This window comes from Xanthomonas graminis pv. graminis, assembly GCF_030168915.1.
Classification (GTDB): domain Bacteria; phylum Pseudomonadota; class Gammaproteobacteria; order Xanthomonadales; family Xanthomonadaceae; genus Xanthomonas_A; species Xanthomonas_A translucens.
Genome location: NZ_CP076255.1, coordinates 4,095,613 through 4,122,414, shown reverse-complemented (window position 1 = coordinate 4,122,414; position 26,802 = coordinate 4,095,613). Strand labels below are relative to the sequence as shown.

At 67.3% G+C, this 26,802-nt stretch carries 21 protein-coding genes and 1 pseudogene; 10 read left to right on the top strand and 12 right to left on the bottom strand.

Features of this window, described 5'->3' with window-relative positions:
* Positions 1–91 precede the first annotated feature (91 nt).
* Positions 92–1,549, bottom strand: coding sequence for a cellulase family glycosylhydrolase (locus KHF85_RS17900; RefSeq protein ID WP_284569591.1), 1,458 nt, complete (start codon positions 1,547–1,549; stop codon positions 92–94).
* Between the two features lie 290 nt (positions 1,550–1,839).
* Here KHF85_RS17900 and KHF85_RS17895 point away from each other — a divergent pair.
* The 4 genes and pseudogenes from KHF85_RS17895 to KHF85_RS17880 form a co-directional block, all read left to right on the top strand.
* Positions 1,840–3,078: pseudogene (locus KHF85_RS17895) on the top strand (hypothetical protein); the annotation flags it as partial.
* A 56-nt stretch (positions 3,079–3,134) separates the two neighbouring features.
* The gene (locus tag KHF85_RS17890) at positions 3,135–3,695 is read left to right on the top strand and encodes a hypothetical protein (protein ID WP_284567700.1); all 561 of its coding nucleotides are present in this window, start codon (positions 3,135–3,137) and stop codon (positions 3,693–3,695) included.
* A 13-nt stretch (positions 3,696–3,708) separates the two neighbouring features.
* Complete coding sequence (locus KHF85_RS17885; RefSeq protein WP_284567699.1) at positions 3,709–8,166, top strand: phospholipase effector Tle1 domain-containing protein; 4,458 nt, start codon at positions 3,709–3,711, stop codon at positions 8,164–8,166.
* A gap of 45 nt (positions 8,167–8,211) precedes the next feature.
* Positions 8,212–8,847, top strand: a complete 636-nt coding sequence (locus KHF85_RS17880; protein WP_284567698.1) for a hypothetical protein — start codon at positions 8,212–8,214, stop codon at positions 8,845–8,847.
* 71 nt (positions 8,848–8,918) lie between these two features.
* Here the strand turns inward: KHF85_RS17880 and KHF85_RS17875 are convergent, their stop codons facing one another.
* Positions 8,919–10,517, bottom strand: a complete 1,599-nt coding sequence (locus KHF85_RS17875; protein WP_284567697.1) for an APC family permease — start codon at positions 10,515–10,517, stop codon at positions 8,919–8,921.
* Between the two features lie 286 nt (positions 10,518–10,803).
* On the opposite strand from KHF85_RS17875, the gene KHF85_RS17870 reads away from it, so the two are divergent.
* From KHF85_RS17870 to KHF85_RS17845, 6 genes are all read left to right on the top strand, one after another.
* Positions 10,804–11,226 carry a hypothetical protein gene (locus tag KHF85_RS17870; RefSeq protein ID WP_284567696.1) on the top strand — a complete coding sequence of 141 codons (423 nt, stop codon included), beginning with the start codon at positions 10,804–10,806 and terminating at the stop codon, positions 11,224–11,226.
* 10 nt (positions 11,227–11,236) lie between these two features.
* A complete protein-coding gene (locus tag KHF85_RS17865; protein WP_009589054.1) occupies positions 11,237–11,686 on the top strand; it encodes a type II 3-dehydroquinate dehydratase in 450 nt (149 codons plus the stop codon).
* Positions 11,667–11,885 (top strand): hypothetical protein, encoded by a 219-nt coding sequence (locus tag KHF85_RS17860; protein WP_284567695.1) that lies wholly within the window; start codon positions 11,667–11,669, stop codon positions 11,883–11,885. Before KHF85_RS17865 ends, KHF85_RS17860 begins: the two co-directional genes overlap by 20 nt.
* Positions 11,886–12,345: 460 nt before the next feature.
* On the top strand, positions 12,346–13,629 hold the full coding sequence (locus tag KHF85_RS17855; protein ID WP_284569590.1) for a histidine kinase: 1,284 nt from the start codon (positions 12,346–12,348) through the stop codon (positions 13,627–13,629).
* A complete protein-coding gene (locus KHF85_RS17850) occupies positions 13,622–14,389 on the top strand; it encodes a LytR/AlgR family response regulator transcription factor (RefSeq protein WP_064539191.1) in 768 nt (255 codons plus the stop codon). Before KHF85_RS17855 ends, KHF85_RS17850 begins: the two co-directional genes overlap by 8 nt.
* 41 nt (positions 14,390–14,430) lie before the next feature.
* Positions 14,431–14,832 (top strand): hypothetical protein, encoded by a 402-nt coding sequence (locus KHF85_RS17845; protein ID WP_284567694.1) that lies wholly within the window; start codon positions 14,431–14,433, stop codon positions 14,830–14,832.
* Positions 14,833–15,351: 519 nt separating this feature from the next.
* Here the strand turns inward: KHF85_RS17845 and KHF85_RS17840 are convergent.
* From KHF85_RS17840 to KHF85_RS17795, 10 genes are all read right to left on the bottom strand, one after another.
* On the bottom strand, positions 15,352–17,445 hold the full coding sequence (locus tag KHF85_RS17840) for a TonB-dependent receptor (protein WP_284567693.1): 2,094 nt from the start codon (positions 17,443–17,445) through the stop codon (positions 15,352–15,354).
* A gap of 371 nt (positions 17,446–17,816) precedes the next feature.
* Positions 17,817–18,737 carry a glycoside hydrolase family protein gene (locus tag KHF85_RS17835; RefSeq protein WP_284567692.1) on the bottom strand — a complete coding sequence of 307 codons (921 nt, stop codon included), beginning with the start codon at positions 18,735–18,737 and terminating at the stop codon, positions 17,817–17,819.
* A gap of 58 nt (positions 18,738–18,795) precedes the next feature.
* Entirely contained in the window at positions 18,796–19,932 is a 1,137-nt protein-coding gene (rffA, locus tag KHF85_RS17830) for a dTDP-4-amino-4,6-dideoxygalactose transaminase (RefSeq protein ID WP_284567691.1), read from the bottom strand.
* 65 nt (positions 19,933–19,997) lie between these two features.
* Entirely contained in the window at positions 19,998–21,614 is a 1,617-nt protein-coding gene (locus KHF85_RS17825) for a hypothetical protein (RefSeq protein WP_284567690.1), read from the bottom strand.
* Positions 21,607–21,984, bottom strand: coding sequence for an EamA family transporter (locus KHF85_RS17820; protein WP_003465732.1), 378 nt, complete (start codon positions 21,982–21,984; stop codon positions 21,607–21,609). Before KHF85_RS17820 ends, KHF85_RS17825 begins: the two co-directional genes overlap by 8 nt.
* 85 nt (positions 21,985–22,069) lie before the next feature.
* Positions 22,070–22,738, bottom strand: coding sequence for an acetyltransferase (locus KHF85_RS17815; protein ID WP_284567689.1), 669 nt, complete (start codon positions 22,736–22,738; stop codon positions 22,070–22,072).
* Positions 22,735–23,370: a methyltransferase domain-containing protein gene (locus tag KHF85_RS17810; RefSeq protein ID WP_284567688.1), complete on the bottom strand. Its 636-nt coding sequence runs from the start codon at positions 23,368–23,370 to the stop codon at positions 22,735–22,737. The genes KHF85_RS17815 and KHF85_RS17810 overlap by 4 nt, the downstream gene beginning before the upstream one ends.
* Complete coding sequence (locus KHF85_RS17805) at positions 23,351–24,280, bottom strand: glycosyltransferase family 2 protein (RefSeq protein WP_284567687.1); 930 nt, start codon at positions 24,278–24,280, stop codon at positions 23,351–23,353. Before KHF85_RS17805 ends, KHF85_RS17810 begins: the two co-directional genes overlap by 20 nt.
* Positions 24,277–24,972, bottom strand: coding sequence for a WbqC family protein (locus tag KHF85_RS17800; RefSeq protein WP_284567686.1), 696 nt, complete (start codon positions 24,970–24,972; stop codon positions 24,277–24,279). The genes KHF85_RS17805 and KHF85_RS17800 overlap by 4 nt, the downstream gene beginning before the upstream one ends.
* Positions 24,969–26,783, bottom strand: a complete 1,815-nt coding sequence (locus KHF85_RS17795) for a DUF6077 domain-containing protein (protein ID WP_284567685.1) — start codon at positions 26,781–26,783, stop codon at positions 24,969–24,971. Before KHF85_RS17795 ends, KHF85_RS17800 begins: the two co-directional genes overlap by 4 nt.
* Positions 26,784–26,802 lie beyond the last annotated feature (19 nt).

The window sequence follows — 26,802 nt, the reverse complement described above, 5'->3', positions numbered from 1 at the left end:
TGGCCCGAAACGCGAACGGCAGCGCCGTGCGACGCTGCCGTTGCTTGCCATCTCCGCGCACGACGCGCGAGGACGGTGTCGCTGCAGGCGCTCAGCGCGCGGCGCAGAAGCCGAATTCGGCGCTGGCGCCGGGGGCCAGGGGCTTGTTCCAGTCCACGCCAGATGCGTTGAGCGTGCTGCCGGACTGCGACCAGCTGGCATTCCACAGGGTGTTGACGGTGCCGCTGATCGAAACGGTGACCGCCCAGTTGCCGCTGGCGCTGCCGGTGTTGGTCACTTGCACGCGGTGGCAATAGCCGGCGTTCCAGTCGCTGTCCACCACGGTCCTGGTGCTGAAGCTGGCGCCGCCCGCGGTCTGCGTGTGGGTGGGTGTCGCTGTCGCTCTCGGAGTGGGCGTCGCGGTAGGTGTCGGTGTCGGCGTAGCGCTGCTGGAATCCCCCCACAGCTTCTTCAGCAAGGCGACCTTGTCGGTGCGCACCGAGGACCAGTCGTCGTTGAGGATGCCGCCGATGTCGCCGCTGTTCGGATTCCACGACCAGTAGAAACCGCTGTGGATGCCCTTGCCGATCAGGTAGTCGACCAGCGCATTCTGCCACTGCACGTCCAGCGCATTGCCCTGGCCGTACTTGCCGCCGAACTCGCCCAGCAGCAGCGCCTGCCCGGATTGCGCGAACTGGCCGAAATGCCGCTCCCAGATCGCCGGCATGTTGGCCGGGAAATTGGCGGCGCTGAAGTAGGACTGCATGAACACGTCCGGGCCGTACACATGCGGCGCCAGCAGCAGGCGCTTGGCCGGGATTTTCAGCGCGGCGCAGGCCAGCGGCTCCAGGTTGCCGCCCCAGAAGTGGCCGCCACTGCTGGAACAGTTAGCGCTATCACTTATGCCTTCGACAACGATCAGCCATTTCGGCGCCACCTTCAGCACCGCCGCCGAAGCGCGTTCGGCGGCCTTGTTCCAGTCGGTGCCTGCATTGCCGCTGCCCCAGGTGGCCGCGCCATGCGGCTCGTTCTTCAGGTCCAGGCCGATCACGCCCGGCACGCTGGCGTAGCGCTTGGCGACAAAGCTCAGGTCCTTGAGCCACTGCTGCTCGGTATAGGAAGAGGTGTACCACAGCTCGGAAATCGCATTGCAGTCCGGGGTGTGGTGGTCGAGCAGCACGTACATGCCGCGGCGGCTGAGTTCGTTGATCACCTTGTCCATCACCTGCAGCGCGCTCAGGCCCTGCAAGTCCGGATTGCGGCCGTAGTCGATGCTGCTCGGCGCGGTGCCGTTCAAGGTCTGCGGGCAGAACGGCAGGCGCACTGCGTTGAATCCCAGGCCCTGCATCTGCGTGATCATGTCCTTCCAGTTGCGCGCCCACAGGCCGTGCACGGTGTGCACGTTGGTTTCGAAACCGAACCAGTTGACGCCGCGCAGCTGCACGGCGTTGCCCTTGTCGTCCACGACCTTGCCGCCGTTGATGGCGTAGCTCCATGCCGAACCGCTTGCCGCCAGCAACGCTGCGGCAAGCACACAGCGGGTGATGCGGGATTTTCTCGACATCGACATCATCTCTGTTCACTCCGAAAGCGGCCGGTCCAAGACGGAGCGGCCAAGGCGGGGGCGCAGGCTGGCGCATGGCGGGCATCATCGAGAGCGGATGAGGCGGTTGCCGTGATTGACCGCACAGAAAACGGCGTTGTCCACGGACCCTGCGAGGCGATTCGCGAGCGCGGCGATTAGAACCACGCGCCGATGGAAATTTGAGAGATGCATCACGCCTTCCGGGGTGACGCCGGCAGCGCGTGCTCGCCCGCCGCCGGCGTCGCTACACTCGAATGCATCCGCAAACCCCAACCAGTGCCGCCGACACCGCCCTCACCGCACGGCGTGCCGGAGAGTTGTACGGCCAGGACAACCCGCTCGCGGTCCAATCGGAGTTGACGCATTACGCCGGCCGCAACCTCGGCGGCTGGGCCGGCGGCAGCGCCGCCGCCTACGCCTTGGGCAGCGCTGGCGCCGGGCCGATGGTGCTGATCGCGGCCGATGCGTATGTGATGAGCAAGGCCGGCGAGAAATTGGCCGATGTGCTGGATAATCGCGCCATCTACCACCAGACCGACCGCGACGGCACGCACTGGTCCTTCGATGGCCGCGCCTGGTCGCGTGAGGGGAGGGCCGACACGACGAACGACGGGGTGAACAATCCGACCCCCACGCCGATCGTCGCCAGTTACGACAAAGCCCGCGAACTGAACTACCAGGCCACCAACGCCGCCGCCGCCCTGGCGTTGAAGGACGCGCCCCAACCCGACGATCCCTACAGCCTGCCGGCCGATGACCGCGACCGCCCAAGCCTGAGCCCGGCCAACTGGATGCGCGATGCTGCCGACGGCCAGTGGCATCGCCAGGTCAAGACCGGGGTGTCCGGGGAAAATAACCGCGGCCTCTACGAACAGGAAACTGCCTCGCCACCACGTGCGGCCGAGCTGGACGTGCAGGCCGTGGAAGTCGTTGCGCGCAACCTGGCCAACAGCCCCGGCGCCATCGCCGCACGCTACGAACTGGCGTATCACCGCAGCGGCTGGGCCGCCGAAGGCTGGCCGATGTCGCCGGCGGTGCAGCAGGCATTGCCCAATCCGGATGTACTGGACGCTTCCGACGGCAAGCGCTACTACCGCGATGCCGAGGCCCCCTGGACCAGCGATGGCGGCCTTGCGGCGGGCAATCGGGCGCTGGAACTGGATACGACGCGGGCGCTGCTGCAACCGGCGCTGGCCGAGCACGCGCAGACGCTGGCCGCGATCCCGCAGTCGAAGCGCTCGCCGGAAGCACGGCAACGCGAGGAAACGCTCTACCGTTATCGCATCGTCGGAACGGAGTTGAATCACGACTGGCGCGAGGCGATCGCGCTGGCGACGCAGCGCACGCGCGAGGCGCAAGGACTCTCCGGCGATGGCGCGCTGCAGCTGCAACGCGGACCAGGGGGCGTGTACGGCGCCGATAGCCCGATCGCGCATCTTCAGCGCGGCGCCGATGGCGTGGACCGTCTCGCGGCCATCACCAGCACCGAGGACATCCAGCAGGCGCTGCGTCAGGGGTGCCTTTGCTATATTTCGCATGAAACATCGCTCCCAACATGGACGGCCATGAAATGTTGAACTTCCTCAATGCCCATCTGCTCCGGAAGAAATCCAGCGAGCCTTGGCCGCTGCGGTTCGATAGTTATTCGTTTGGGGCGCGTTGCTACCATGTCTTGCGGTGCAGCATTGTCTTTGCCAAGCAGGAACATTCGAATTATTGGGATAAGCCTTCTGGCGCTCCCTATGCCCCTGACTGGAAAGACGATTGGACCGGCGGCTTCGGCAGCACCGAGGAGTTCGAGACGCGTGGCTTCCCGAGCACGGTCGATATCCGCTGGACCGCGATGGATGGGGTGGGGCGTTACGTCGAGATCGACTTGGAGAAGGTCTTCCCTGGCCATTTGATCCTGCACAACGTGCCCAAGGAGGATGTGGATGAATTCTGGATGACTTACGGATATTTTGCAGACGGGCGCCACCATGTGTACATCCTGCTCGAAGTCAACGATCGCACGATCAATATCTATATGCGTGCCGATGTCCTGACCAAGGACCTGGCTGATCCAGAGCATGACCCACACACAAAAATCAGCCGCGATGAACTCATTCTGGCCTGGACAAAAACCTACTGAAGGAGCGCGGGTCATGGCAAAGAAGATCATCCTGCCGCTGGGTGAAGATGGATTGCCCCTCGATGACGTGTCGCACTACGTTGCCGGCCCGGAGCACTTGGGTACCTACGACCAAGCTGCAGAAGACCTTTACCGGTTCAAGGTGCCACAGCTACTGGATCGCGCCGATCCACATTCGTATCTTCTAGTTGGCCTGATGGATGGCACCGGCAACGATATCAATGCCGATCCATTGCATGCCACTAATGTCGCAAAATTTCGCCAGCAAGTTATAGATTTAAGAGAGTCTGGCATAAAACAAATCGACTACGAATACATCGAAGGCGCCGGCACCCAGGACGATTTTCTTGCAAAGTCGCTCGACGGCGCGACCGGGCGTACTAGCCTGTTCCGTGCCGAGGAAATGTATACAAGATTGACAAGACAATCCCAGCTCATCTTCAAGGCCGACCCCAACGCCAGGATCGCCTACCACGTGGAAGGCTTCAGCCGCGGCGCCAGCCAGGTGCCGCTGCTGGCGCGGATGATCGATGAGCGCGGCATTCCCGATCCGAAGGGCGGCATCCGCGGCATCGACGAGAACGGCCTGCCGCTGTATCACCGCTACCACCAGCCCCCCGGCCTCACCCCGATCAGCGTGGGCCTGTACGACCCGGTGCCGACCGGCTACATGGAGCTGTTCGACCGCCGCCTGCCGCCGTCGGTGGTGTCCGGGTTCCAGATCAGCGCCGAGCATGAGCGGCGTGGCTTGTTCCCCGTCGATCAGATCATGCCGCACGGGCTGTCCGACGACGGGCGTTTCCTCAATGTCACCGTGGCCGGCGCGCATTCGGACATCGGCGGCAGCTACCTGCGCGGCGGCCTGGGCGTACGCAGCTTCAATCTGATGACCGATTACCACAATGGCGTGTTCGGCGCGCCGTTGCTGCCGCCGTTGCATGCGCCGATCGATCCGCGCATGAACGTCATCCACCGCTCCGAAGAAGGCAACGCCTTGTTCGCCGCCGCTCCCAAGATCGACCGCGCCAGCGCGCAGGGCCAGGTGCACCAGCTCACCGCCGATGCCGCGCGGTATGCGCCGCCGGGACAGATCGTGCATGCGGCGGCGCAGGCGCCGGAACCGGTGGCGCCCGGGCTGCACGCGGTGCTTGCCACGGCACGGCCAGTGCAACCGAGCGCTGGCCTGGCCGATCCGGCCCTGACCGAGGGCGATACCCTGGCGGCGCGGCTGCTGCGCAGCGGCCAGGTGGACTTCAAGCCTTATGCGCCGCCGATGCTCGACCGCCCCGGGGTCAGGGTGGCCGGCGCCCTGGGGGTGGTGGGGGCGGCCGCCAGCCTGTACGAGGCCACGCAAACCAGCGACAAGATCGAAGGCCTGCTGCGGCAAGGGAACCCGCTCGCCGCGCACTCGGAACTGACGCATTACGCCGGCCGCAACCTCGGCGGCTGGGCCGGCGGCGCAACAGCCGCCTATGCGCTGGGCAGTTCCGGCGCCGGCCCCATGGTGCTGATCGCGGCCGATGCGTACTTCATGAGCAAGGCCGGCGAGAAGGCCGCCGATTTGTTCGACAACCGCGCCATCTACCACCAGACCGACCGCGACGGCACGCACTGGTCCTTCGATGGCCGCGCCTGGTCGCGTGAGGGGAGGGCCGACACGACGAACGACGGGGTGAACAATCCGACCCCCACGCCGATCGTCGCCAGTTACGACAAAGCCCGCGAACTGAACTACCAGGCCACCAACGCCGCCGCCGCCCTGGCGTTGAAGGACGCGCCCCAACCCGACGATCCCTACAGCCTGCCGGCCGATGACCGCGACCGCCCAAGCCTGAGCCCGGCCAACTGGATGCGCGATGCTGCCGACGGCCAGTGGCATCGCCAGGTCAAGACCGGGGTGTCCGGGGAAAATAACCGCGGCCTCTACGAACAGGAAACTGCCTCGCCACCACGTGCGGCCGAGCTGGACGTGCAGGCCGTGGAAGTCGTTGCGCGCAACCTGGCCAACAGCCCCGGCGCCATCGCCGCACGCTACGAACTGGCGTATCACCGCAGCGGCTGGGCCGCCGAAGGCTGGCCGATGTCGCCGGCGGTGCAGCAGGCATTGCCCAATCCGGATGTACTGGACGCTTCCGACGGCAAGCGCTACTACCGCGATGCCGAGGCCCCCTGGACCAGCGATGGCGGCCTTGCGGCGGGCAATCGGGCGCTGGAACTGGATACGACGCGGGCGCTGCTGCAACCGGCGCTGGCCGAGCACGCGCAGACGCTGGCCGCGATCCCGCAGTCGAAGCGCTCGCCGGAAGCACGGCAACGCGAGGAAACGCTCTACCGTTATCGCATCGTCGGAACGGAGTTGAATCACGACTGGCGCGAGGCGATCGCGCTGGCGACGCAGCGCACGCGCGAGGCGCAAGGACTCTCCGGCGATGGCGCGCTGCAGCTGCAACGCGGACCAGGGGGCGTGTACGGCGCCGATAGCCCGATCGCGCATCTTCAGCGCGGCGCCGATGGCGTGGACCGTCTCGCGGCCATCACCAGCACCGAGGACATCCAGCAGGCGCTGCATGAGGTACGCGCACGCCAGCACGCAGCGCCGTCCGCACCGGCACTGCCCACGCTGGCATCCACCGCATCGGGGTCCACGGCCGCCTCGGACAGCAATGGCGCCACCTCCGGCGCCAGCCCGCAGCTGGTGCTGGACGTGCAGGCGCAGACCCAGGCGGCGATTGCCGCACAGCAACGCCAGGAGCGCGAACAGCAGGAGCGCCAGACGCAGGAACAACAGCAGGCGCAGGTGCGCGAACACGCGCAGCTGGCGCAACTGGAAAAGGCGAGGCAGGCCGACGCCTTGCGCGCCTTGCAGGTGCAGGCGTCAGAGGAGCATCAACGTTACTTTGTGCAACGCGAGCAAGAACAGCGCCAGGCGCAGGAAATACAGCAACGCGAACAGGCACAACGCCAAACGCAGGAAACCCGGCAGCGCGAGCAGGAACAGCGACAGGCCCAGGAAACGCAGCAACGCGAGCAGGAGCAAGGCCAAGCGCAGGAAACCCGGCAGCGCGAGCAGGAACAGCGCCAAGCCCAGGAAACCCCGCAGCGCGAACAGGAGCAACGCCAGGCGCAAGAAACCCCGCAGCGCGATCAGGAGCAACGCCCAACGCAGCAGACCGAGAAGCGCGCGCAAGAACAGCATGATGCTCCACAACGCCTGGCCCAACACACGCAGGAGCAACAGGCGCAGCGTGGGCAGCCGCATGTAGACGATGTACCTGATGCAGCGGCGCAGCAGGCATCGCACCTGCAGCAGGTGCAGGTGCGCCTTACGCAGGACGCGCAGCATCACGCCGCGCAGGCATCCGCACCCCTGCAAGCCGATGCGCGAGCGCATCCCGCGCAGCAACCGTCTATCGCCCAGGCATCGGCCGCCGCGCACGCGCGCACGCCGCTGCAACCGCACCAGGATCCGGCACATGGGCATTCCTCTGCGGTTACGCTTGCATCTTCGGAACCGTCCCCGGCAACGCTACGCGCCGCACAGCGCAGCGATGCGCAAGACCTCGAGCCGCCACGCGTGCCTGCGCTGGATGCGCCAAGCGCCCAGCAGGCACAGACCGCGCTGGCACCAGCGGCCGCTCGGCTGGCGCAGGCACCGATGCCGTCCGCCGATGCGCGCACCGATGACCGCTCCATCGGCATGCCAGAACGCACAGCGCAAACGCACCAGCAAGACGTCGCTTCCTCGGTCCGGCCCCCCGACGCGCACACCGCCACCGCGCCGGAAAGGCGCGAGACCTGGGAGGACACGTTGCACGCAATGCGTGCACTGCGGATACAGCTCGAAAAAGACCTCGCGCAACAAGACCGCCTGGATCAGGCGTGGCAGGCGCGGCGCGCGCGTGGCGAAGATCCTTGGGCGGCGGAGACCGATTTTCGCCGTCGGGATGTGTCTGCGCTGGTGCCATCCGGGCACGCGGCATGCGCGGCACGCTCCGGCATGTCACCCCGGGATGCAGATCCTGCCCATGCGCAACAGCCAGGCGAGCCGAGCACGGCGTCGCTGCCCCGGCGCAAGGCGATCACCGGCGACACCGACGTGGACGATCTCATCCATGCGATCAATTGCAAGAACGACGTCGCCATCGAACAGGCCCTGGACCGGATTGCCGATAGCCCGTTCACCCATGCCTTGTTGGAGAAGGGGAATCAGTACCTGGAGGCCCAGGCCATGGAGGAGGCGAAGGAACAGGTCGCGGCGATGCAGGCAATCGGATTGGACACCACGGCCCAGGTCCAGACCAGCCGCGGCCCGGTGATGGTGATGACCCTGCCGCAATTCGCCAACGGACCCATGATGCAGCCTGGGCCAGGGGGTGGCGGAGGCGGCGGCCCTGGTGGCGGCGGTGGTGGCGCAGGTGGGGGAGGAAGCGGTGGAGGGGGAGGCGGTGGAGGCGGCGGTGGCGGTGGGTAGTCGCCCCCCCATCCTGTCGCGACTTGAACGCGCAAAGAGGACACGATGGACACGCAAAACACGCCCGCGCTGACGGAAAGCAACACTTCCAATGACGCCCAGCAGGAAGCCTGCAAGGCCCTGGCGACACTGGCCGCCACCTTGCAACGGCAGGTACAGCGCTTGCAAGACCAGGTCGCCCAGCAATTGCAGGCGCTCAATGCTGCGGCCGACAACGCCGACCACAAGGTCAATCGGGTGGTCGAGAACGCACTGCCGCGGCTGACGCAGCTGACGCAGCAGGCGCTATCGGCGACGTTGGAACCGGCGGCCGAACGCCACAGGCAAACACTTGCCGACACGCACCAGGCACTGCACCACACCACCCAGCGCTACGCGCAGGCGCAGCACGCTCTGGAAGCGGCGGCGATGCGGCGCATGTGGATGATGGCCATTGCGATGCTGCTGGCCAGCGCCATGGGCCTGGGTGGCGCGGGCTGCGCGCTGTACAGCGCCAAGGCCGCCGTGGCCGACCTCCAACAGCGTCGCGCGCAAATCGACTATCTGGACCGCATCGCCCGTGCCGACCTGGCGCCCTGCGGCACCGACCGGCTCTGCGCCGAGGTCGAGAAGGCCGGGCCGCACTATGGCGACCACGGCCAGTATCGGGTGATCGCGCTGCGGCGATCCACGCCACGCTGAACAGCCGCATCGGCTGGTGCGCTTTCAATGGATGGTGGCGGGAGCAGGTCAGGACCCGCGTTGCGCCGGCTTCAGCCGGCGCTGGTGCTGGCCTGCTGCAGCGACGGCGTGCGCCAGCCGGCGCGCACGCCCCAGAAGTAGAAGCCCAGCGCGACCACGCCGACCACGATCAGGTCCGGTCCATAGGACAGGTAGCCATGCCCGCCGAAGGTGGTGCTGCCGGCCCACGACAGCAGCGCGATGGTCGGCAGGTAGGCGATCAGCCAGCTGGCGCCGCGCAGGTGCTTGCCGAACTCCTTCCAGCCCTGGCGGTGCTGGTAATACGCGTACACCGGCAGCGCCACCAGCATCAGCACGATGATCTCGCCGGTCAGCGGCCAGCGCGCCCAGTACAGCAGCTCGGTGGCCAGTACGAAGGCGGCGGCGGCCAGCACCGGCAGGCCGAAGATGCGCAGCGGGCGGTGCATCTCCGGCGCGTGGCGGCGCAGCGCCATCGCGCTGATCGGGCCGGTCAGGTAGGAGATGATCGTGGCCACCGAGATCACCGCGGCCAGCGTGCCCCAGCCGCGGAAGAAGAACAGGAACAGGTAGGACACGGCCAGGTTGAAGAACATCGCCGGGCGCGGCACGCCCCAGTGCGGATGCAGCTTGCCCAGCACCGCCGGCAGCGTGCCGTTGCGCTCCATGCCGTAGATCATCCGCGCGGTGGTGGCGGTGTAGGTGATGCCGGTGCCGCTGGGGCTGACGAAGGCGTCCACGTACAGCAGCATCGCCAGCCAGTGCAGGTTGACGATGATCGCCAGCTGCGCGAACGGCGAGCGGAAATCGATGCCGTGCCAGCCGGCCTTGGCCAGTAGCTCCGGCGGCACCGCGCCGATGTAGGCCACCTGCAGGATCACGTAGATCACCGTGGCCAGCGCGATCGAGCCGAGCACCGCGAACGGGATGCTGCGCCCGGGATCGCGCGCTTCGCCGGCCAGGTTCACCGGGCTCTGGAAGCCGTTGAAGCTGAACACGATGCCGGCGGTGGCCACCGCAGTCAGCACCGCGGCGAAATCGATCGTATGCGTGCCGCCATGCAGGCCGACGCTGAAATTCTCGCTGTGGAAACCGCTGGCGACCAGCGCGATGCCGGTCAGCGCCGGCACCACCAGCTTGAACACGGTGATCAGGCTGTTGGAGCGCGCGAACAGCTTCACGCTCCAGAAGTTCAGCAGGAAATACACCAGCACCAGCGCCGCGGCGATGTACAGGCCCGGCACCGACAGCTCGCCGGCGCCGCCGGGCTGCTGCACGTACAGATCCTGCGCCCACTGCCACGGCCACGAGGCCATGTACTGCACCGACGCCTCGGCTTCGACCGGGATCACCGACACGATCGCGATCCAGTTGGCCCAGCCGGCGATGAAGCCGACCAATGAGCCGTGCGAGTAGTGACTGTAGCGGACCATGCCGCCGGACTCGGGGAACATCGCGCCCAGTTCGGCATAGGCCAGGGCGATGGTGGTGACGATCGCCGCGCCCAGCAGCCAGGCCCAGATCGCGCCGGGGCCTGCCAGCCCGGTAGCGCGCCAGGCGCCGAACAGCCAGCCGGAGCCGATGATCGAGCCCAGGCCGGTGAGCATCAGGGCGAATGGGCCGACATCGCGGCGCAAGGGAGTCTGGGTCATGGGCGGTTCCTGGCAGCGTCGGCAGCGGGAAACCGGGGATGATCGCAGATGCGGCCGGGGATCGCACGGTTGTCGGCGCGGGACGCGGGACTCGGGACCGGAAGAACGGAAGTCGGTAACGCCACAGTTCGCGGCGTTACGCTTTTCCGAGTCCCGAGTCCCGAGTCCCGAGTCCCGAGTCCCGAAACTTCTTACGCAAGCTTTACGCCCCAACCACATAGCGCAATAGCGCGCTTACGCAGCACAAGCCTAGAGTCTGCAGCGTCCTTTCTGTTGGATGTGTTCCATGTCGATTCTGGTGATCCAAGGCCCGCACCGCGATGCGCCGGCCATTGCCGTTGCGCGGCGCCTGGCCGGCGCGTCCGGCGCCCAGGTGGTGCCGGTGGCCTGCGCCGATGCGGCGCAGATCGTGGCGCGGCTGCAGCAGGGCGCGCACGACGAGACCGAACTGGTGCTGCTGGATTCCGGCGAGCTGCCGGCCGCGGACCTGGCCGATCACGGCGCGCACCTGCGCGAGGCGCTCGATGCGCTCGGCCATCCCTACATCGAAGTGCACGACGCCAGCGCGCAGGCGCTGGAGCCGTTGCTGCATCCGCGCCACGCGCCGCTGCTGACCGTGATCGCCAATGGCGCGCTCGCCGACAGCTACGCGATCGCATTGGGCGTGGCGGCGCGCCATCTCGGCGCGCGTGCGGCGCTGGCCAACTGAGGGCGCCGCCATGTCGATCCTGTTGTTGCGCGGCCCGGACAGTGTGGCCGGCCATCGCGGCCGCCCGGCGCGCATCGCGCCGCGGATGATGCGGCAATTGCTGGAACACGCCGGCCGCGCCGGCAAGACCCTGGCGGTGCGCGGCTGCGCCAGCGAGGCCGAGCTGCTGCAGGCGCTGACCCAGGCCGACGCAGCGCGGGTGGAAATGCTGCTGCTGGATCCGGGCGCCTGCTCGGACAGCGCCATCACCGCCGCCGCGGTCGCGCGGCTGGGCCGGCCGTATGTGGAAGTGCACGACGATGCCTGCGACCAGCGCGAACCCTGCCTGTGCGCGGCCTCGCGGCAGCGCGTGGGGCAGGTCGGCGGCTACTGCGCGCAGAGCTACGCGCTGGCCTTGTCGATCGCGCTGGAACACCTGGGTTGCAACGGCTACGAAGGCGATGTCCACGTCGGCACCTGAGTGCGCGCGCCACTACCTGGCCGACTACGACGCCTACAGCTACGGCCAGCGCGTGGCTTGGGGCACGCTGGCGCACAGCTGGGACGCCGCCGCGCCGCTGGACCCGGAACGCCTGCTGCAGCAACTGCGCGCGCAGGCCGCGCAGCGGCATGGCGTGGACAGCGAGGAGATCCGCATCCGCAGCGTCAGCCGGCTGTAGCGCACACGCGTGCAGCACGCCTGTCGGCCGGTCGCGGAGCGACCGCAAGGCGACCGCATGCTGGCCACGCACGAAGCGCACGCGCGGCGCCCACGGATCGATGCGATGGGCGCCCAGCCGTGGCAAGCGAACCAGCGCGCTGCGGCGCGTAGGCGGCGTATCCGTCGACCGACAGGCTGCAGCTTCTGCGAACCGACGCCGCGGCCGTCACGGCGTGGCGGGCATGCGGCGCGTCACGGCGCAGTTACGCGAACAGCGCAGCCAGCCGCGCCACCGCCGCCTCGGAGGCGGCGCGATCCGGGGTGGCGTCCGCAGACGCACCGCCGAAGCGTCGCCGGCACCGCGGTTTGGCTCCGCCGATCCGAGGTTCCGTCCGCGCTTGCGTGGTTTTGTCGCAAGGGGACTGGCGGCCTGCGCTGCCGCGGCTATGCTCGCGGCCATGTCACCGATCCCCGCCGCCATGTTTTCCAGCGTGTCCCTGATCCTCCGCCTGCTGTGCGCCTGGGTGGCGGCGGTGATCGTCGCCGGCTTCGTCTGGAGCGGCCTGTTCTACGGCATGGAAAACCGGCCCGGCTGGTTCTTCGGCCTGCTGGCGATGCTGCTGATACTGTCGGCGCTGGTCGCCGGCATCACCCATCTGCGCCGGGTCTGGCTGATCGCCGGGCGGCTGGACAACGCCACCCTGTCCAGCCGCCAGCGCCGCCAGATCGAGATCCCGCTGGACACCCGCGAGGCGTTCGCGCTGGTCGATGCGGCGGTGCGCGAACTGCCGCGTGTGGAGGAGATCGAGAGCGCCGCCGACAGCCTGCAGGTGCGCGCCAAGGTGCGCCGCATCGATCCGTACAACGGCCGCACGCCGTCGCGCTGGAACCTTGCCGCGCGCTGGTCGGTCAAGCGCAACCAGGTGCTGGCGACGCTGACCCCCGGCGCCGGCACCAGCAGCCTGACCTTGCTGCTCGAACCGGACGCCAGCGCCTGGATCGACCTGTTCGCGGTCGACGAAGGCAGCAACTACGAGAACGCCGAGGCGCTGAGCCGTGCGGTCGCGCGCCGCGTCGCCGAGGTGCGCCGCGACGAACAGGCCGCCGCCAAGCAGGCGGCCACCGATCAGGAGCTGACCGTGGCCCGGCTGAATCTGCTGCACGCGCAGGTCGAGCCGCATTTCCTGTACAACACGCTGGCCAGCGCGCAGGTCCTGGCGCGTACCGATCCGCCGCGCGCCGACCTGATGCTCGGCTACCTGATCCAGTACCTGCGCCGCTCGCTGCCCAGCGCCGAGGCCGCGCTGAGTTCGCTCGGCGAAGAGCTGGAACGCACCCAGGCCTACCTGGAGATCCTCAAGATCCGCATGGGCGCGCGGCTGCACCTGGAGCTGCAGGTGCCGGAGGCGATGAAGACCCTGGCGCTGCCGTCGATGATGCTGCAGACCCTGGTCGAGAACGCGATCAAGCATGGCCTGGAGCCCAAGCCCGGCGGCGGCACGGTCTGGATCCTGGCGCGCGCCTTCGACGACCACGTCACCCTCACCGTCGCCGACGACGGCCTGGGCTTCAACAGCCAGTCCAGCGGCACTGGCATCGGCCTGAAGAACCTGCGCGAGCGCTTGCGCCTGACCTATGCCGGCGCGGCCACGTTCGCCATCGTGTCCAATTTCCCCAGCGGCGTGGCCGCGACGATCACCTTGCCGTGTCCGCCGCAACCGCCCGCCCCGCTGCCGCTGCCGGCAGGAGCGCAGCATGGTTGATGCGGTCATCGCCGAAGACGAGGAACTGCTGCGCAGCGCGCTGGTCGCGCTGCTCGGCGAAGTCTGGCCGCAGTTGCGCATCGTCGCCGAGTGCGAGGACGGCGCCAGCGCGCTGGAGCGCCTGGCCGAGCACCGGCCGGACGTGGCCTTCCTGGACATCCGCATGCCCGGCCTGAGCGGCATCGAGGTGGCGCGCGCGCTGGGCGAACTGAGTCCGCGCACCCAGGTGGTATTCGTCACCGCCTACGACCAGTACGCGATTGATGCGTTCGAGCAGGGCGCGGTGGATTACCTGCTCAAGCCGATCGTGCGCGAACGCCTGCAGGCGACCGTGCAGCGGCTGCAGGTGCGCGCCGCGCAGGGGCCGGACGTGGCGGTGCTGGATGCGCTGCTGCACCGCCTGGGGCAGCGCCCGCCAGCGCCCACCGCGGCGCCGCCGCTGGCCTGGATCACTGCCAACCGCGGCCGCGAGACGCGGCTGATCCTGCTCGACGACGTGGTCTATTTCCAGGCCGACAACAAATACACCACGGTGCTGACCCGCGACGGCGAAGCGCTGCTGCGCACGCCGCTGCGCGAACTGCTGGACGTGCTCGACCCGGCCGCGTTCCGGCAGATCCACCGCTCCACCATCGTCAATCTGAAAGCGGTGGCCTCGGTGGTGCGCGACGACACCGGCAAGGGCCGGATGAAGCTGCGCCACCGCGACGAAGTGCTGACCGTCAGCCAGCCGTACATGAGTCTGTTCCGCGGCATGTAAGCGCCGCCTCCGCATCTCCGTACTGGAACAAGGAATCCGCCATGCGTCTGCTCTCCGCGCTGTGGTCGTGCCTGCTCAGCCTCGCCGGCTGCCAGGGCCATGCCACCCTCGACCTGTCCACCGACGCCCACCGCGAGACCGTGGTGCATGCCAGCGAGCGCGGCGTGTCGGTGATCTTCAGCCGCACCAGCTACCGCGGCGGGCTGACCACGTTCCGCTGCGTGGACAGCCGCAGCGGGCGCTGCCACTACCAGGTCTACGCCGCTTGCGCGGCGCTGGCCGCGCCCGTCGGCACTGCCGCGGCCGCGTGCGCGCCGCACATGCTGCAGGAGTTCGACCTGCAGGTCGGCCAACGCCGTGAGGTCGGCGGCCTGCCGCGCGACTTCGGGCAGTGCGTCGCACCCGAGACCCCTGCCGCGGCGCAGCCGTGCATGCGGGGCTGAGGGAGACTGGCGTCGAGGGATTGGGACCCCGCTACTGGTGCCGTCGCGGATCAGAGTCCGCGCATCAGTCCCGTCTTCGTCCGAGGCCGGATAACCGGATGGCTTCGTTCGTCGCGGCTGAAGCCGCTCCTACAGGAAGCAAGCGGCGGACTTGCCGGGCGCACTGTAGGAGCGGCTTCAGCCGCGACAGGTTGCCAACGCCACTGCAATCCCCGGCTTCCTCTTGGCCCATCCGTCACGATCGCTGCCGAAGCCCGGCAACTGGCCGGCTCCACGCGTCGCGACTGAAGTCGCTCCCACAAGGATTTGCGGCGCGCTGGCTGGATACACTGTGGGAGGGACTTCAGCCCCGACTGTTTCCGAGGCCGGATCGCCGGATGGCTTCGTTCGTCGCGGCTGAAGCCGCTCCTACAGGAAGCAAGCGGCGGACTTGCCGGGCGCACTGTAGGAGCGGCTTCAGCCGCGACATATCGCCGGGGCCGCTGAACTTCCTGCCAAGTGCAACACGCACTCAATAGCTCAGTAATCCACGCCCACCGAGAACAACAGCGTGCGCGGGTCGCCCAGCGCCACCGCGCGCTGCAGGCCGCCGCTGTAGTAATCGCGATCGAACGCGTTCTTCAGGTTCAGCGCGTAGCGCCAGTGGCCCTGGCGATAGGCCAGGCCGGCATCGAACACCATGTAGCCGGGAATGCGCTGGCCGTAGGCGGTCTTCTCGCCTTCGCCGCGTGCGCCGCCGCTGAAGGTCCAGCCGTCGTCCACGCCGTGCGGCGCGTACTGCAGCCACAGCGAGCCGCTGTGCTTGGGTACGTTGTACAGGCGATCGCCGACGGTGGTGACGCGCTGCGCGCCGTCGTCGGTGACCACCGCGTCGCTGTAGGCATAGCCGGCGAACAGGCTGACCCCGCTGCCCAGGTCGGCGGCGGCGTTGAGTTCCACGCCGCGGCTGCGCTGCTCGCCGACCGCAATGCTGTAGCCGTCGTTGAACGGGTCGCTCTGCAGCACGTTGCGCCGGCGCAGGTCGTACAGCGCCATGCTCAGGCTGGTGCCGGCGTCCAGTTCCATCTTCAGCCCCAGCTCCAGCTGGCGGCCGCGCTCGGGATCGAACTGCGCGCTCTGCGCGTCGGTGCCGACGTTGGGATAGAACGAGGTGGCGACGCTGGCATAAGGATGCAGCCCGCCGCCAGCATCGAACATCAGCGCCGCCGAGCCGGTGCTGGCGCTGGCGTCGTTGCGCGTGTTCGTGCCGGTGAGGTGGTCCTCGCTGCGGTTGCGGCTACGGTCGTGGCGCACGCCCAGCAGCAGTTGCCAGTCGGGCGTGAACTGGATGCGGTCGCGCAGATACAGGCCGCCGGAGCTCACCACGCTGAGGGTGTCGCGGCTGGGCGTGGCCGGGCAGACGATCGCGCCGCCGTAGACCGGCGCGTACACGTTCAGCGTGCCGACCCGGCAGGTGGACTGCACGTTCCATTCCCAGGTCTTGAACGCGTCCACGCCGGCGGTCAGCGTGTGTTGCCAGGCGCCGCTGGCGAAGCCGCGCTGCAGATAGGTGTCCTGCACCCAGGTGCGTCCGTCGTAATGCTGGTCGGTGCCGGTGCGGCGCAGCGTGCGCAGGTCGGTGGCCAGGCCGTTGTTGGCGACGATGAAGCCGTCCAGTCCGAAGGCCTGCCAGCGCGCGGCGTGGTGCAGGGTCCAGCCGTTGTCGAAGCGGTGGTCCAGCACGTAGCCGATGCGGCTCTGGTGGCTGTGGTAAGGCGGCTGGGTGGGTTCGCCGGTGAACAGCGCGCGATCGATCCTGCCGTTCGGGTTGGACGCGGCGCTGCCTTCCCAGGGCAGGCCCTGCTGGCGGAGGTAGTCGCGTTCCTGGTAACTGGTGAGGAGCACGACGTCGGTGCGCGCGCCCAGGTCCAGCGACAGCGACGGGGCGATCCAGCGGCTGCGGAAATACACGTGATCGGTCGGGTCGTCGGCGTTCATCGCCAGGCCGTTGAGCCGCAGCGCGGTCTTGCCGTTGGCCGACAGCGGCTGGTTCAGATCGAAGCTGCCCTGCTGCAGGCCGTCGCTGCCGACGCCCAGTTCGGCGCGGCGCAGCGGGCGCGCGTCGGGCCGCTTGCTGACCAGGTTGACCAGCCCGCCCGGCAGCACCTGGCCGTACAGCAGCGAGGCCGGACCCTTCAGCACTTCCACCTGCTGCATGCCGAACAGCTGCTCGGCGACGCGGTTGTTGGCCGCGGTGCGCAGGCCATCGACGAACAGCGAATCGGAGGCAGTCTGGCCGCGGATGATCAGGTCGTCCCAGCCGCGCCGGCCGTAGGTGTTGGCGACCACGCCGGACACGTTGTGCAAGGCATCGGCCAGGGTCTGCGCCTGCTGGCTGTCCAGCAGCGCGCGCGGCACCACGGTGATCGAGAACGGGGTCTGCGCCAGCGGCGTGTCCGACTTGTCGGACTGCGCCGGCGCAGTGCGGCGGAAGCCATTGTCGGCGGCCTCGGCGCGCACCTGCACCGCCGGCAGTGCGGTGGCCTGCGCGGCGTCGGTGGCGTCGGCCGTGCGCGCGGCAGTGGCAGCCGCCATGCCGAGCAGGCAGGCGAGCGGAAGGGGATGCAGGTTCATCGCGACCGTGGGGTGGGAAAGGGGCTAATCGAGAATGATTATATTTCGCGAAGTGGCGATTGCGAAGCCTCGCCCATCGGTGTGGCATGCAGGAGGCTGTAGCCCGGGCATGCCGTCGCTGCCGAACGCCCTGGCAATGCGCTGCACGGGGCCATCCGTGGTTGGCGTCGAACTGGCGCCTTGTGCAAGCCTGAGGCCAGCGCAAGGCCGCCCGTGATGTGCTCAGGCAGCGGCCATGCGAGACCTTCAGCTGACACTGCCGCTGCGCGTGCAGGTGGGGCTGTGTACGACTACTTGCCGGCGCACCGGCCGTGCGCCGCAGCGATCGCCGCATTGGCCGGATCGCGCGGGGGCTTTGGCGCAGGCCGCGACTAACCGTGTTCCAGAACCGCCAGCCCGAAGCCGCTGCGGCCATAGTCGTTGCCGTTGTAGAGCATGTAGCGCTCGCCCTCGTGATCGAACACGAAGGGATACTCGATCATCTGCGAATCCCAGCCGCTGGGGGAGGGCGCGATTCCCGCCAGATGATCCAGTCGCTGCCAGCGCACGCCGTCGGCGGACTCGGCGTAGCCGATGCGATAGGCGCTGCCGCGACAGGAGTACCACATGCGCCAGCGGTCGGGGTCGCGGATCACGCAGGGGCGGGAGATGGCGTACTCCGCGGCGTCGGCATAGTCGATCGCGACATCGCCGTTGCGGCGCCAGGCGATGCCGTCGTCGGACTCGGCGTACTTGAGATGATAGCGGTGTCGCGGCTTGCCGTCGTGCAGCTCCCAACCGGTGCAGGACAGGTACCACATGCGCCACAGATCCTCGCCCGGCAGCACGCAGCAGCTTGCGCAGAAATGCGGTTCGGTGGCCGAGCGGTCGACGATCGGCCCGGGCAAATGGCGCGCGAACGGCTGTTCGGCTCCCGCGGCGATCGCCAGGCCGATCGCATTGCGGAACGGCACGGTCACGCCGAGGTTCCATCCGATGTAATACAGGAACCGCTGCCCGCGATGCGTCGCCAGCCAGGTCGCCATCGCGCCGCTGTCGTCGAACTCGCCCAGAGCGCCCGGCTGCAGGACCGGTGCGGTGGCGGCTTCGAGGATGCGCTGGGGGTGGCGGAGATCGATGACGACGTAGGAGGTGAAACTGCGATTTGCCGCATCGCGGCTGCTGAAATAGATCCGATAGCGGTCGCTGTCGCCGATGCGCTCGGCGATCGGTACGGCGGCGTAGGCGTGCAGCCAGGAGGTCTGGCCGCTCGCGCTGAAGACCAGCCCCAGTTTCTTCCAATACGCCGCCATCGGTACTCCCCGTGTCAGATGCGGCCGCCGCCGCGCGTTGCCGTGCGCGACCAGCGACTCAGCCAAGCGCGCGCGCAAAGACGTCCACCACCCGGTCCTGCTGGGCTTCGCTCAGTCCTGTCCACAGCGGCAGCCGCAGCAGGCGCCTGGACTGGCGCTGGGTGATCTCCAGCTGTCCCGCGGCCCGGCCGTAGCGCTTGCCCGCGGGCGAGTCGTGCAGCGGCACGTAGTGGAAGACCGATCCGATGCCCTGTGCGCGCAGCGTCTCCAGCACGTGTTGCCGATCGGCCTGCGGATGCAGCAGCACGTAGTACATATGCGCGTTGTGCTGGCACTCGTCCGGGATGATCGGGCGGCGGATCGCGCCGCTGTCTTCGAGCGATTGCAGCGCGGCGTGATAACGGTCCCAACTGCGCACCCGATCCTGGGTGATGCGTTCGGCCTCTTCCAGCTGCGCCCACAGGAAGGCGGCGGTCAACTCGCCTGGCAGGAACGAGGAGCCGACATCCTGCCAGGTGTACTTGTCCACTTCGCCGCGGAAGTAGCGGCTGCGGTCGGTGCCCTTCTCGCGGATGACCTCCGCGCGCTGCGCCAGCGCCGCATCGCGCATCAGCAAAGCGCCGCCTTCGCCGCTGATCACGTTCTTGGTTTCGTGGAAACTGTAGGCGCCGATGTCGCCGATCGCGCCCAGCGCGCGGCCCTTGTAGCTGGCCATCACGCCCTGCGCCGCATCTTCGACCACGCTGAGCCCGTGGCGTGCGGCGATGTCGAGGATGCTGTCCATCTCGCAGGCGACACCGGCGTAGTGCACCGGCACGATGGCGCGGGTGCGGGCGGTGATGGCGGCTTCGATCAGGCGCTCGTCCAGGTTCAGGGTGTCTTCGCGGATATCGACGAACACCGGGATGCCACCGCGCAGCACAAAGGCGTTGGCGGTGGAAACGAAGGTGTACGACGGCATGATGATTTCGTCGCCTGGCTGGATGTCCAGCAGCAAGGCGGCCATTTCCAGGGCGGCCGTGCACGAGTGGGTCAGCAGCGCGCGTGCGCCGGTGCGCTTGTGCAGCCAGTCGTGGCAGCGACGGGTGAACGGGCCATCGCCGGCAAGGCGGCCGTTGAAATGGGACTCGGCGATGTAGTACAGCTCCTTCCCGGTCATGTGCGGCCAGTTGAAGGGGATGGAATCGTTGCTCATGCGATACGTGTCCGCGGTCCGGGAAGAGTCATCTGCTTGAAGCGGGTCGGTATGGCCATGCGCGGTCACCTCGCCGCCGCGCATCGCTGGCGGCTGGCCAGCAATGCGCCGGCCTGCCACACCTGCAAGTGTGCTGGTTCGCCTTTCAGGCGCTGCCTGCAATACAGGTCCAGCCACTGCAGGCGTTGCTCGTTGGCGACGATCGTCACCCCTTCGTTTCGCTGCAGCAGGCGCACGAACCCGCGTCCGGCGCGGTCTTCGTGCCTGGCAACGGAGTTCGGCACCAGCGTGAAGGCGCCCAGTGCGTACAGCCGATACCGGGCGTGTTCGTCGGCACCACTCAGCGGCTGGTAGAGGGCCTCGAAAGGAAAGGTGGCGCCCCACACCACGATCGATCCTTGCGGAAGCGATGCGAGATCGCCGCGTGCCTGCGCGTCCGCGCGCCGCGCGGTCTGCCACGCGCCGGCCGCCAGCCAGGCATTGGCCAAGGCCGCTAGTGCCACGATGGCGAGAATCGCAGCACGCTTCCTGGGGTGCAGCGCGGTGCCGAAGAGCAACGGCGCGATCGTCAACAAGGCGATCAGCGGGATGTACACGCGCAAGACGCCCGGCCGGCCAAGCAGCCCCATCATGAACACGGCCGAGACGCAAACAAGCCAGCTGGCTGCCACCCTGCGCTTGGGAAGCAGCAGGCCAAGCAGCAACGCGGCAATCAGCGACGGCAGCAGGTTGGGATGCCAGAGCGCGCGGATGCCCTGCCAGCCGGCGCTCAATCCGTTCTCGCGCAGCGCAAGCGCACCGGCTTCGGCCAGCATGGCCTTCAATGCCGTCGGATCGGCCAGCTGCGGGTCCGGGAAGAACCAGCGACTCAGCAGGTCGATGTCGTTGGTCGTATAGGCGTGGCGTGCCAGGATGTCGGGACGGGTCTTGAGGTAATCGCCGGCGCCGAAATCGGTGAATGCGGCGCGGACCAGATTCAGATCGTTGAAATCCTTCCATTCCGGCGTGGCGTACGCATGCCGGTCCAGCAGCGCAGCGGCAAGCAGCGCGAGACAAAGCGCGGCGGCGGCCCAGCGCGGAGCACGTGCTTGCGTCAGTGCGCGCCAGGGCAGCAGCGGCAGGGCGATCAACAGCACCAGCAGGAATTCATGGCTGCGCACCATGCAACTCAGGAACAGCAGCGCCGTGCCGAGCCACAGCGCCTGGGGGCGTCCTGCGTGGGCGTAGAGGCGCAAACACACGACCGCAGCCACCGCCAACAGGCCGGCGTTGACGGTGAACTGCGGGAGCAGCAGCGGGCGTGCCAGCGTCAGCAGCACGATGCCGGCCGCCAGCGGCCAGCCGTTGCCGAGGCGCCGCAGGCTGTACAGCAAGGTCGTTGCGACCAGGACCAGCACGCCCAATGTCGCCAGCGTATAGCCATCGATGCCACCCGGCGCGGGCAACAGGCGCACGATGTACCCCCAGACGACATTGGAGAACACCAGATTGGGCGAGCCGACGGCGGCCATGCCGTAGCCATGCGCCAACATCGCCATGCCGATATCGTCATTGGTTTCCCAGCGCGGCGGACAAGCGGCATACAACGCCAGCACCGATAGCAAGGCGATCAGCGACACCACAAGCCATTGATACCGCTCGTGCCGCTCGGCGAAGCGCGGGCGGGCGAGCGGCTCAGCCACGTGCGGCAACCACGGTGCCTGCCATGATCAACGCAACGCCGGCCAGGCGTTGCGGCGTCAGCGGCTCGCTCAGCAACCAGCCGCTGAGCAACAGCACGATAACGAAATTCAGGCTCATGAAAGGGTAGGCGTGGCTGAGTTCGAAGCGGGTCATCGCCGCCATCCATGCCAGCGAGGCCAGGAACGCTGCGGCGAAGCCAGAGAAGATCGCCGGGTCGAACAGCAACGACACCAGAAATTTGAGCTTGTCGAACGCCTCGGCAGGCAGCGGACCCAGCTTGGCGATCCGCCATTTCAGGATCAACTGGCCGTACACGGTGAACACGATCGTGGCAGCGATATACAGATAGTCCAGGGGCCGTGGCGGCATCAGCAAGGCTCCGGCTGGGCGGCAGTCGCTGTGCGCTCGGCCAGGCCGGCAATGCGACCCGGCGCATCCTGTGCAGGCGTGCGTGTCATATCTTTCTCAGCCGTGTGCTGGGGACCGCGGAGCGCTCGGTGGCGGCGCCGATATACAGACCTTCCTGTTCGGCGTCGCCCAGCAGCAGGGCGCCGGCGCCGACCACGGTTTTGGCGCCGATGCGGATGTGGTCGCGCAGCGTCGCGTTCACCCCGATGAAGCATTGCTCGCCGATCTCCACGCCGCCGGACACGACGATGTGCGAGGCGAGGAAGCAGTGGTTGCCGATGCTCGAGTGATGGCCGATATGGTTGCCGCTCCATAGCGTGACGTTGTCGCCGATCTGCACGAAGGGTTGGATGGTGTTGTCTTCGAGCAGGAAGCAGTTGTCGCCGATCCGGCCGTCGTTGAGGACGGTGGCATGCGAGCTGACATAGCTGGCGCAACGGTAACCGGCCGCCTTGGCGGCGAGGTACTTCTCCTTGCGTATCGCATTGAGCTTGGAGTAGCTCAGCGCGATGAAGATCGCGTTGCGCTCGGGCGGGTAGGCGTCTGCGAGTCGCTCGTAGGCCACCACCGGCAAGCCACAGAAATGGCTGTCGGTGATGTAGTCGGCATCGAGGGTGAACGCCACCACTTCGTAGTCCGAGTCGGTGCTGAAGTAATAGTGCGCCAGTTGCGCGATGTCGCCTGCGCCGAAGATGACCAGCGGGTGCTTGCTCATGGTGCTTTCCTCACCAGTATCGTGAATTCGTACAGGTTGTAATCGTGGAGCAGCGCGACATTGCGTGAATAGCGCCGCTTGCACAGATCGAAGGACTGGCAGGGATCGGCGTAGTAGAGATGATCGCGCATGCGCTCGCGGTCGGAATAGCTGGTCAGGCAATTGAACGCGAAGCCGGCGCGGCTGGTGCGGTCCAGCACGTCCAGCGTCGCCTCGACGTAGGATTGCCAGCGCGCCGGATCGTGGCCGAGGCGGACATTGAAAATGCCGCTGGCCATGCCGTAGTCGGCAATCCGGTCGGGTTCTGCGGCGACCACGAATCTGGCGTTGGGCTGCGCGGCGTGTCGCGTGGCCGCGGCCGCGACCATATCGGCGGAGACGTCGAAGCCGGCATAATCCACGCCGGCGTGGCGTGCGCGCATGTAGTCGTAGAGCGCGGCATAGCCACAGCCCAGGTCGTTCACCGAAAACGCGCCATCGCTGCGGATCAGCGTGCACAGCTGGGCGAAGCGCAGGGCCTGGCTGTCCTCGCCGTTCCAATCCACGCCGCGCGCGGTCTGCCCGTGCTGGGCGAGCTTGTCGCTGTAGTAGCCAGCGACATCGGCGAGCAGCTCAGTCGTGTCGTTGTGCATGGATCCGCCTCACGATCGTATAGGGGCGCTGCTTGGTTTCGGAAAAGATCTTCGACAGGTAAATGCCGATGACGCCGATGAAGGAGATGATCATGCCACCCAGCAGCCAGATCGACGCCATCACCGAGGTCCAGCCGCTGAGCGGTCGTGCCAGGAACGCCCAATGCACCATCAGGTAGGCGATATAGACCAGCGCCATCAGCGAAATCGCCACGCCGACATAGAAGATGCTGACCAATGGCGCATTGCTGAACGAGGTGACGGAGTTCACCAGCAGCGACAGCTTGCGGCGCAGCGTATACGTGGTCTGGCTGGTGCTGTGCTTGGCGACCGCATGCGGTTGCTGCCGGAAGCCGGTGATATGCCATAACCCGGCCATGAACACTTCGCGTTCGCGATGCTGCACCAGCGCCTGTACATAGCGCTGGCGCATCAGCCGTGCGGTGACCACGTTTTCCGGCAATGCCATGCCGGTCAGCAGTTTGAACGCGCGATAGAACCACTGCCCGCTCCAGCGCTCGAACGCGCTGCCCTTGCGTTGCGTCTGCACGCCGTAGACGACATCGGCCGCGTGATCCTGCAGGGCGTCGCTGAACGCTGCCAGCCACTCCGGTTCTTCTTCCAGGTCGCTGTCGATCAGGAACACCAGTTCGCCGCTGGCATGCGCCAGGCCGGTCATCATCGCCTTGTGGTGACCGAAGTTGCGCGACAGATCCACCACCACGACATGCGGATCGGCCTCGCTCAAGCCCACCGCCAGCTCCAGGCTCTGGTCCGGAGAGCCGTCGTTGACCAGGACGATCTGGTAATCGTCCGCCACCAGGCGCTGCGCCGCAAGGCTGGCGCGCCGATGGAACTCCGCGATGTAGGGGGCGGACTGGTACAGGGTGGTGACGATGGACAGTTTCATGGGCGCACGTATCTCATGTATTTGTGAGCCTCGGCGCCGCAATTGAAGAGCAGGTCGAGGATGCTCACGCCGTGCACGAAGTCGCCCCACAGCTGCGGGTATTCGGGATAACCGGCGTAGTCGAACCAGGCCAGCGCGATGCCGTACTGCCGGAACACAGCTTCGTCGATGTAGGTTTTTGCCGCCGGTCCGGAAATATACGTGGTCGCGCCCACTTTCGCGCACAGGTCGGCCAGGCGTTCGGTTTTGCCGTCGAGCAACGCGTAGTCGGACGAACTCCTGAACACGGTCGGTATCTTCAGGTAGACGCAGATCGCCTCCAGGAAGCGCCGGTTCATCTGCGAAAGATGGGTATGGGGCTGGAGATAGAGCGGCTGCAGCCAGGCGGCGATCTCATCGAAGTGCGGGGCGCGGCGATAGTTCTGCGCGAGCGCGCGCCAGTGCAGTTCGGCCCATTCGGCTCCGTCCAGTTCGGTGTCGGCAATGCGCTGGTGATACTTGCCCTTGCTCATCACCGGGACGGTCAACCATTGCACGCCCTGCGGCGTCTTGATCTGGTTGCGGTTGCGCCAGTCGCGACGGGTGTACTGCATGTCGTCATAAACAATGAATTCGTCGACGGCGGCGATCAGGTCGAAATAGCCCTTCCACGGAATATAGTTGGACTGCAGGATGGCGACTTTCTTGCTCACGGATGGGGCCTCGGTGTGCGGCTGAACAGCTCGTATCCGCCTGCGACGGCGAATGCCCGGCGGTAGCCTGCGGCATCGAGCTGCGCTGCGATGGCCGCGTGGCGATCGGCATCGGCACGAACCAGCACATGCGCCGGTCCGTTCGCTGCGGCGATCGTGGCGCGGAAGGCATTCTCCGCTTCCGGGGTGACGGCATTGCGGTACAGGTAGGCCGCGGCGTCCTGCCTTTGCTGGAACGAAATGCGCGCCGGGACGGTGCTCATCATCAGCCCAAGATAGTCTTCGCGCACGACGTACTGCGGAAAGCGCGAGGACAGCAACAGCACGTTGCTGGCGATCTCGACCGGGGCCAGCATCGAACCCGGCGCGGCCCGCTGCACCAGCTGCTGCGCGCAGATCCTGTCCGCCGTGCCGATCTTGTAGCCGGGCAGCGCGAGCGTTGCGCCGTTGTCGTGCCGCAGCACCGAGGTCGGCCCGATCGTCGCCGCGATGCCGGCGGCGACCACGCACAGACCCGCCCACAGCGGGCCGCGGCGGCCGGCATTGGCCAGCGGCGCCAGCGCCAGCGCGGCGAGCAGCGGAAATGGAAGCAGGTAGAACATCCGCCAGTAGATGTTCTCGGTGGTGAGGTGCAGCATGACCAGGTGCGACACCCACGGATTCAGCAGCAGGATGCACAGCGTCGCCACCCAGGTGGCGAAAAAGCGGCGATACGGCGAGAGCGCCAGGACCAGCGCCAGGGACGCCACGAACAGCGCCGGCGTCAGTGGGTAGTCGGGATTCACGATCAGGCGCAGCTGATCGGCGAACGATTTCGGGAATCCTGCGTTGATCTGGCTTCCTGCCGAGATGTTGTCCACCGCGTAGAAGCGAAACGCGATCGCCATCAGCACCACCGGCGCCAGGGAGGCGCCGTAGCGCAGCGCCGGCCACCATGCCGCGGTCGAGGCGAATGCTCTGGATTCCTGCACGTGGACCGCCAGTGCCAGGGTCAGCGCCAGGAACGGCAGGAACACCATCGCCGTCGGTGTGGCGGCGGCCATGCCCACGCCCACCGCGGTGAGGATCAGCCAGGTGCGCGGCTGCGGCTGGCGCAGATAGCGCAGTGAGAAATAGATCCACGCGGGCACGCCCACGGACAGGAACATGTACTTGCCATGGAAGGCGCGCGCGATGCTCAGGTTGCCGTAGGCGCGATGGGTTTCCCCCAGCGCGAGCAGCAACAGCAGGTAGAAGACGCTGCACAGCAGGATGGTGCGCGGCCGCGTCTCGAACGCTCCGATCAGGACGATCGCGGCCGCGCACATCAAAAAGCCGACGATTCCCGGGAATAGCACGTGATACACGGCCAGATACGGAACGCCGCCGAGCCAGGCAAGGGCCGCCTGGGTGAGTTCGTAGTACGGAAAGACGCCGGAATTGGGAGTGCGCTCCAGGCCTGCCAGCCAGTTCACGCTGGTGTCGATCGGCGCATCGGGATGCGCGACGTAGTAGACCGCCTTCGGAACGTAGATGGAGTCGTCGATATCCGGGCGGTTGATCGACATCGCCAGCCAGCCGCCGGCCAGGGCAAGCGCGATCGCCCCGGCCAGGTGCAGGCGCTGCCCAGGTTGGCGCAGGCGCCGATAGCCGCCGATCACCTGCGCAGCCGTCACCGACAGCGTCGCAACCGCCAATCCGCCGATCAGCAACGCGACGACGGAGAAGCGCAGCGATAGCCGCTGCGCGAGCATCAGCGACGCTGCGGACGTGGCCAGGAAGATCGCAAATGCCGCAAGGCACGCCGCGAGGATTTCATGACTCTTGTGCATGAAACTGGCAGGGCTGTGC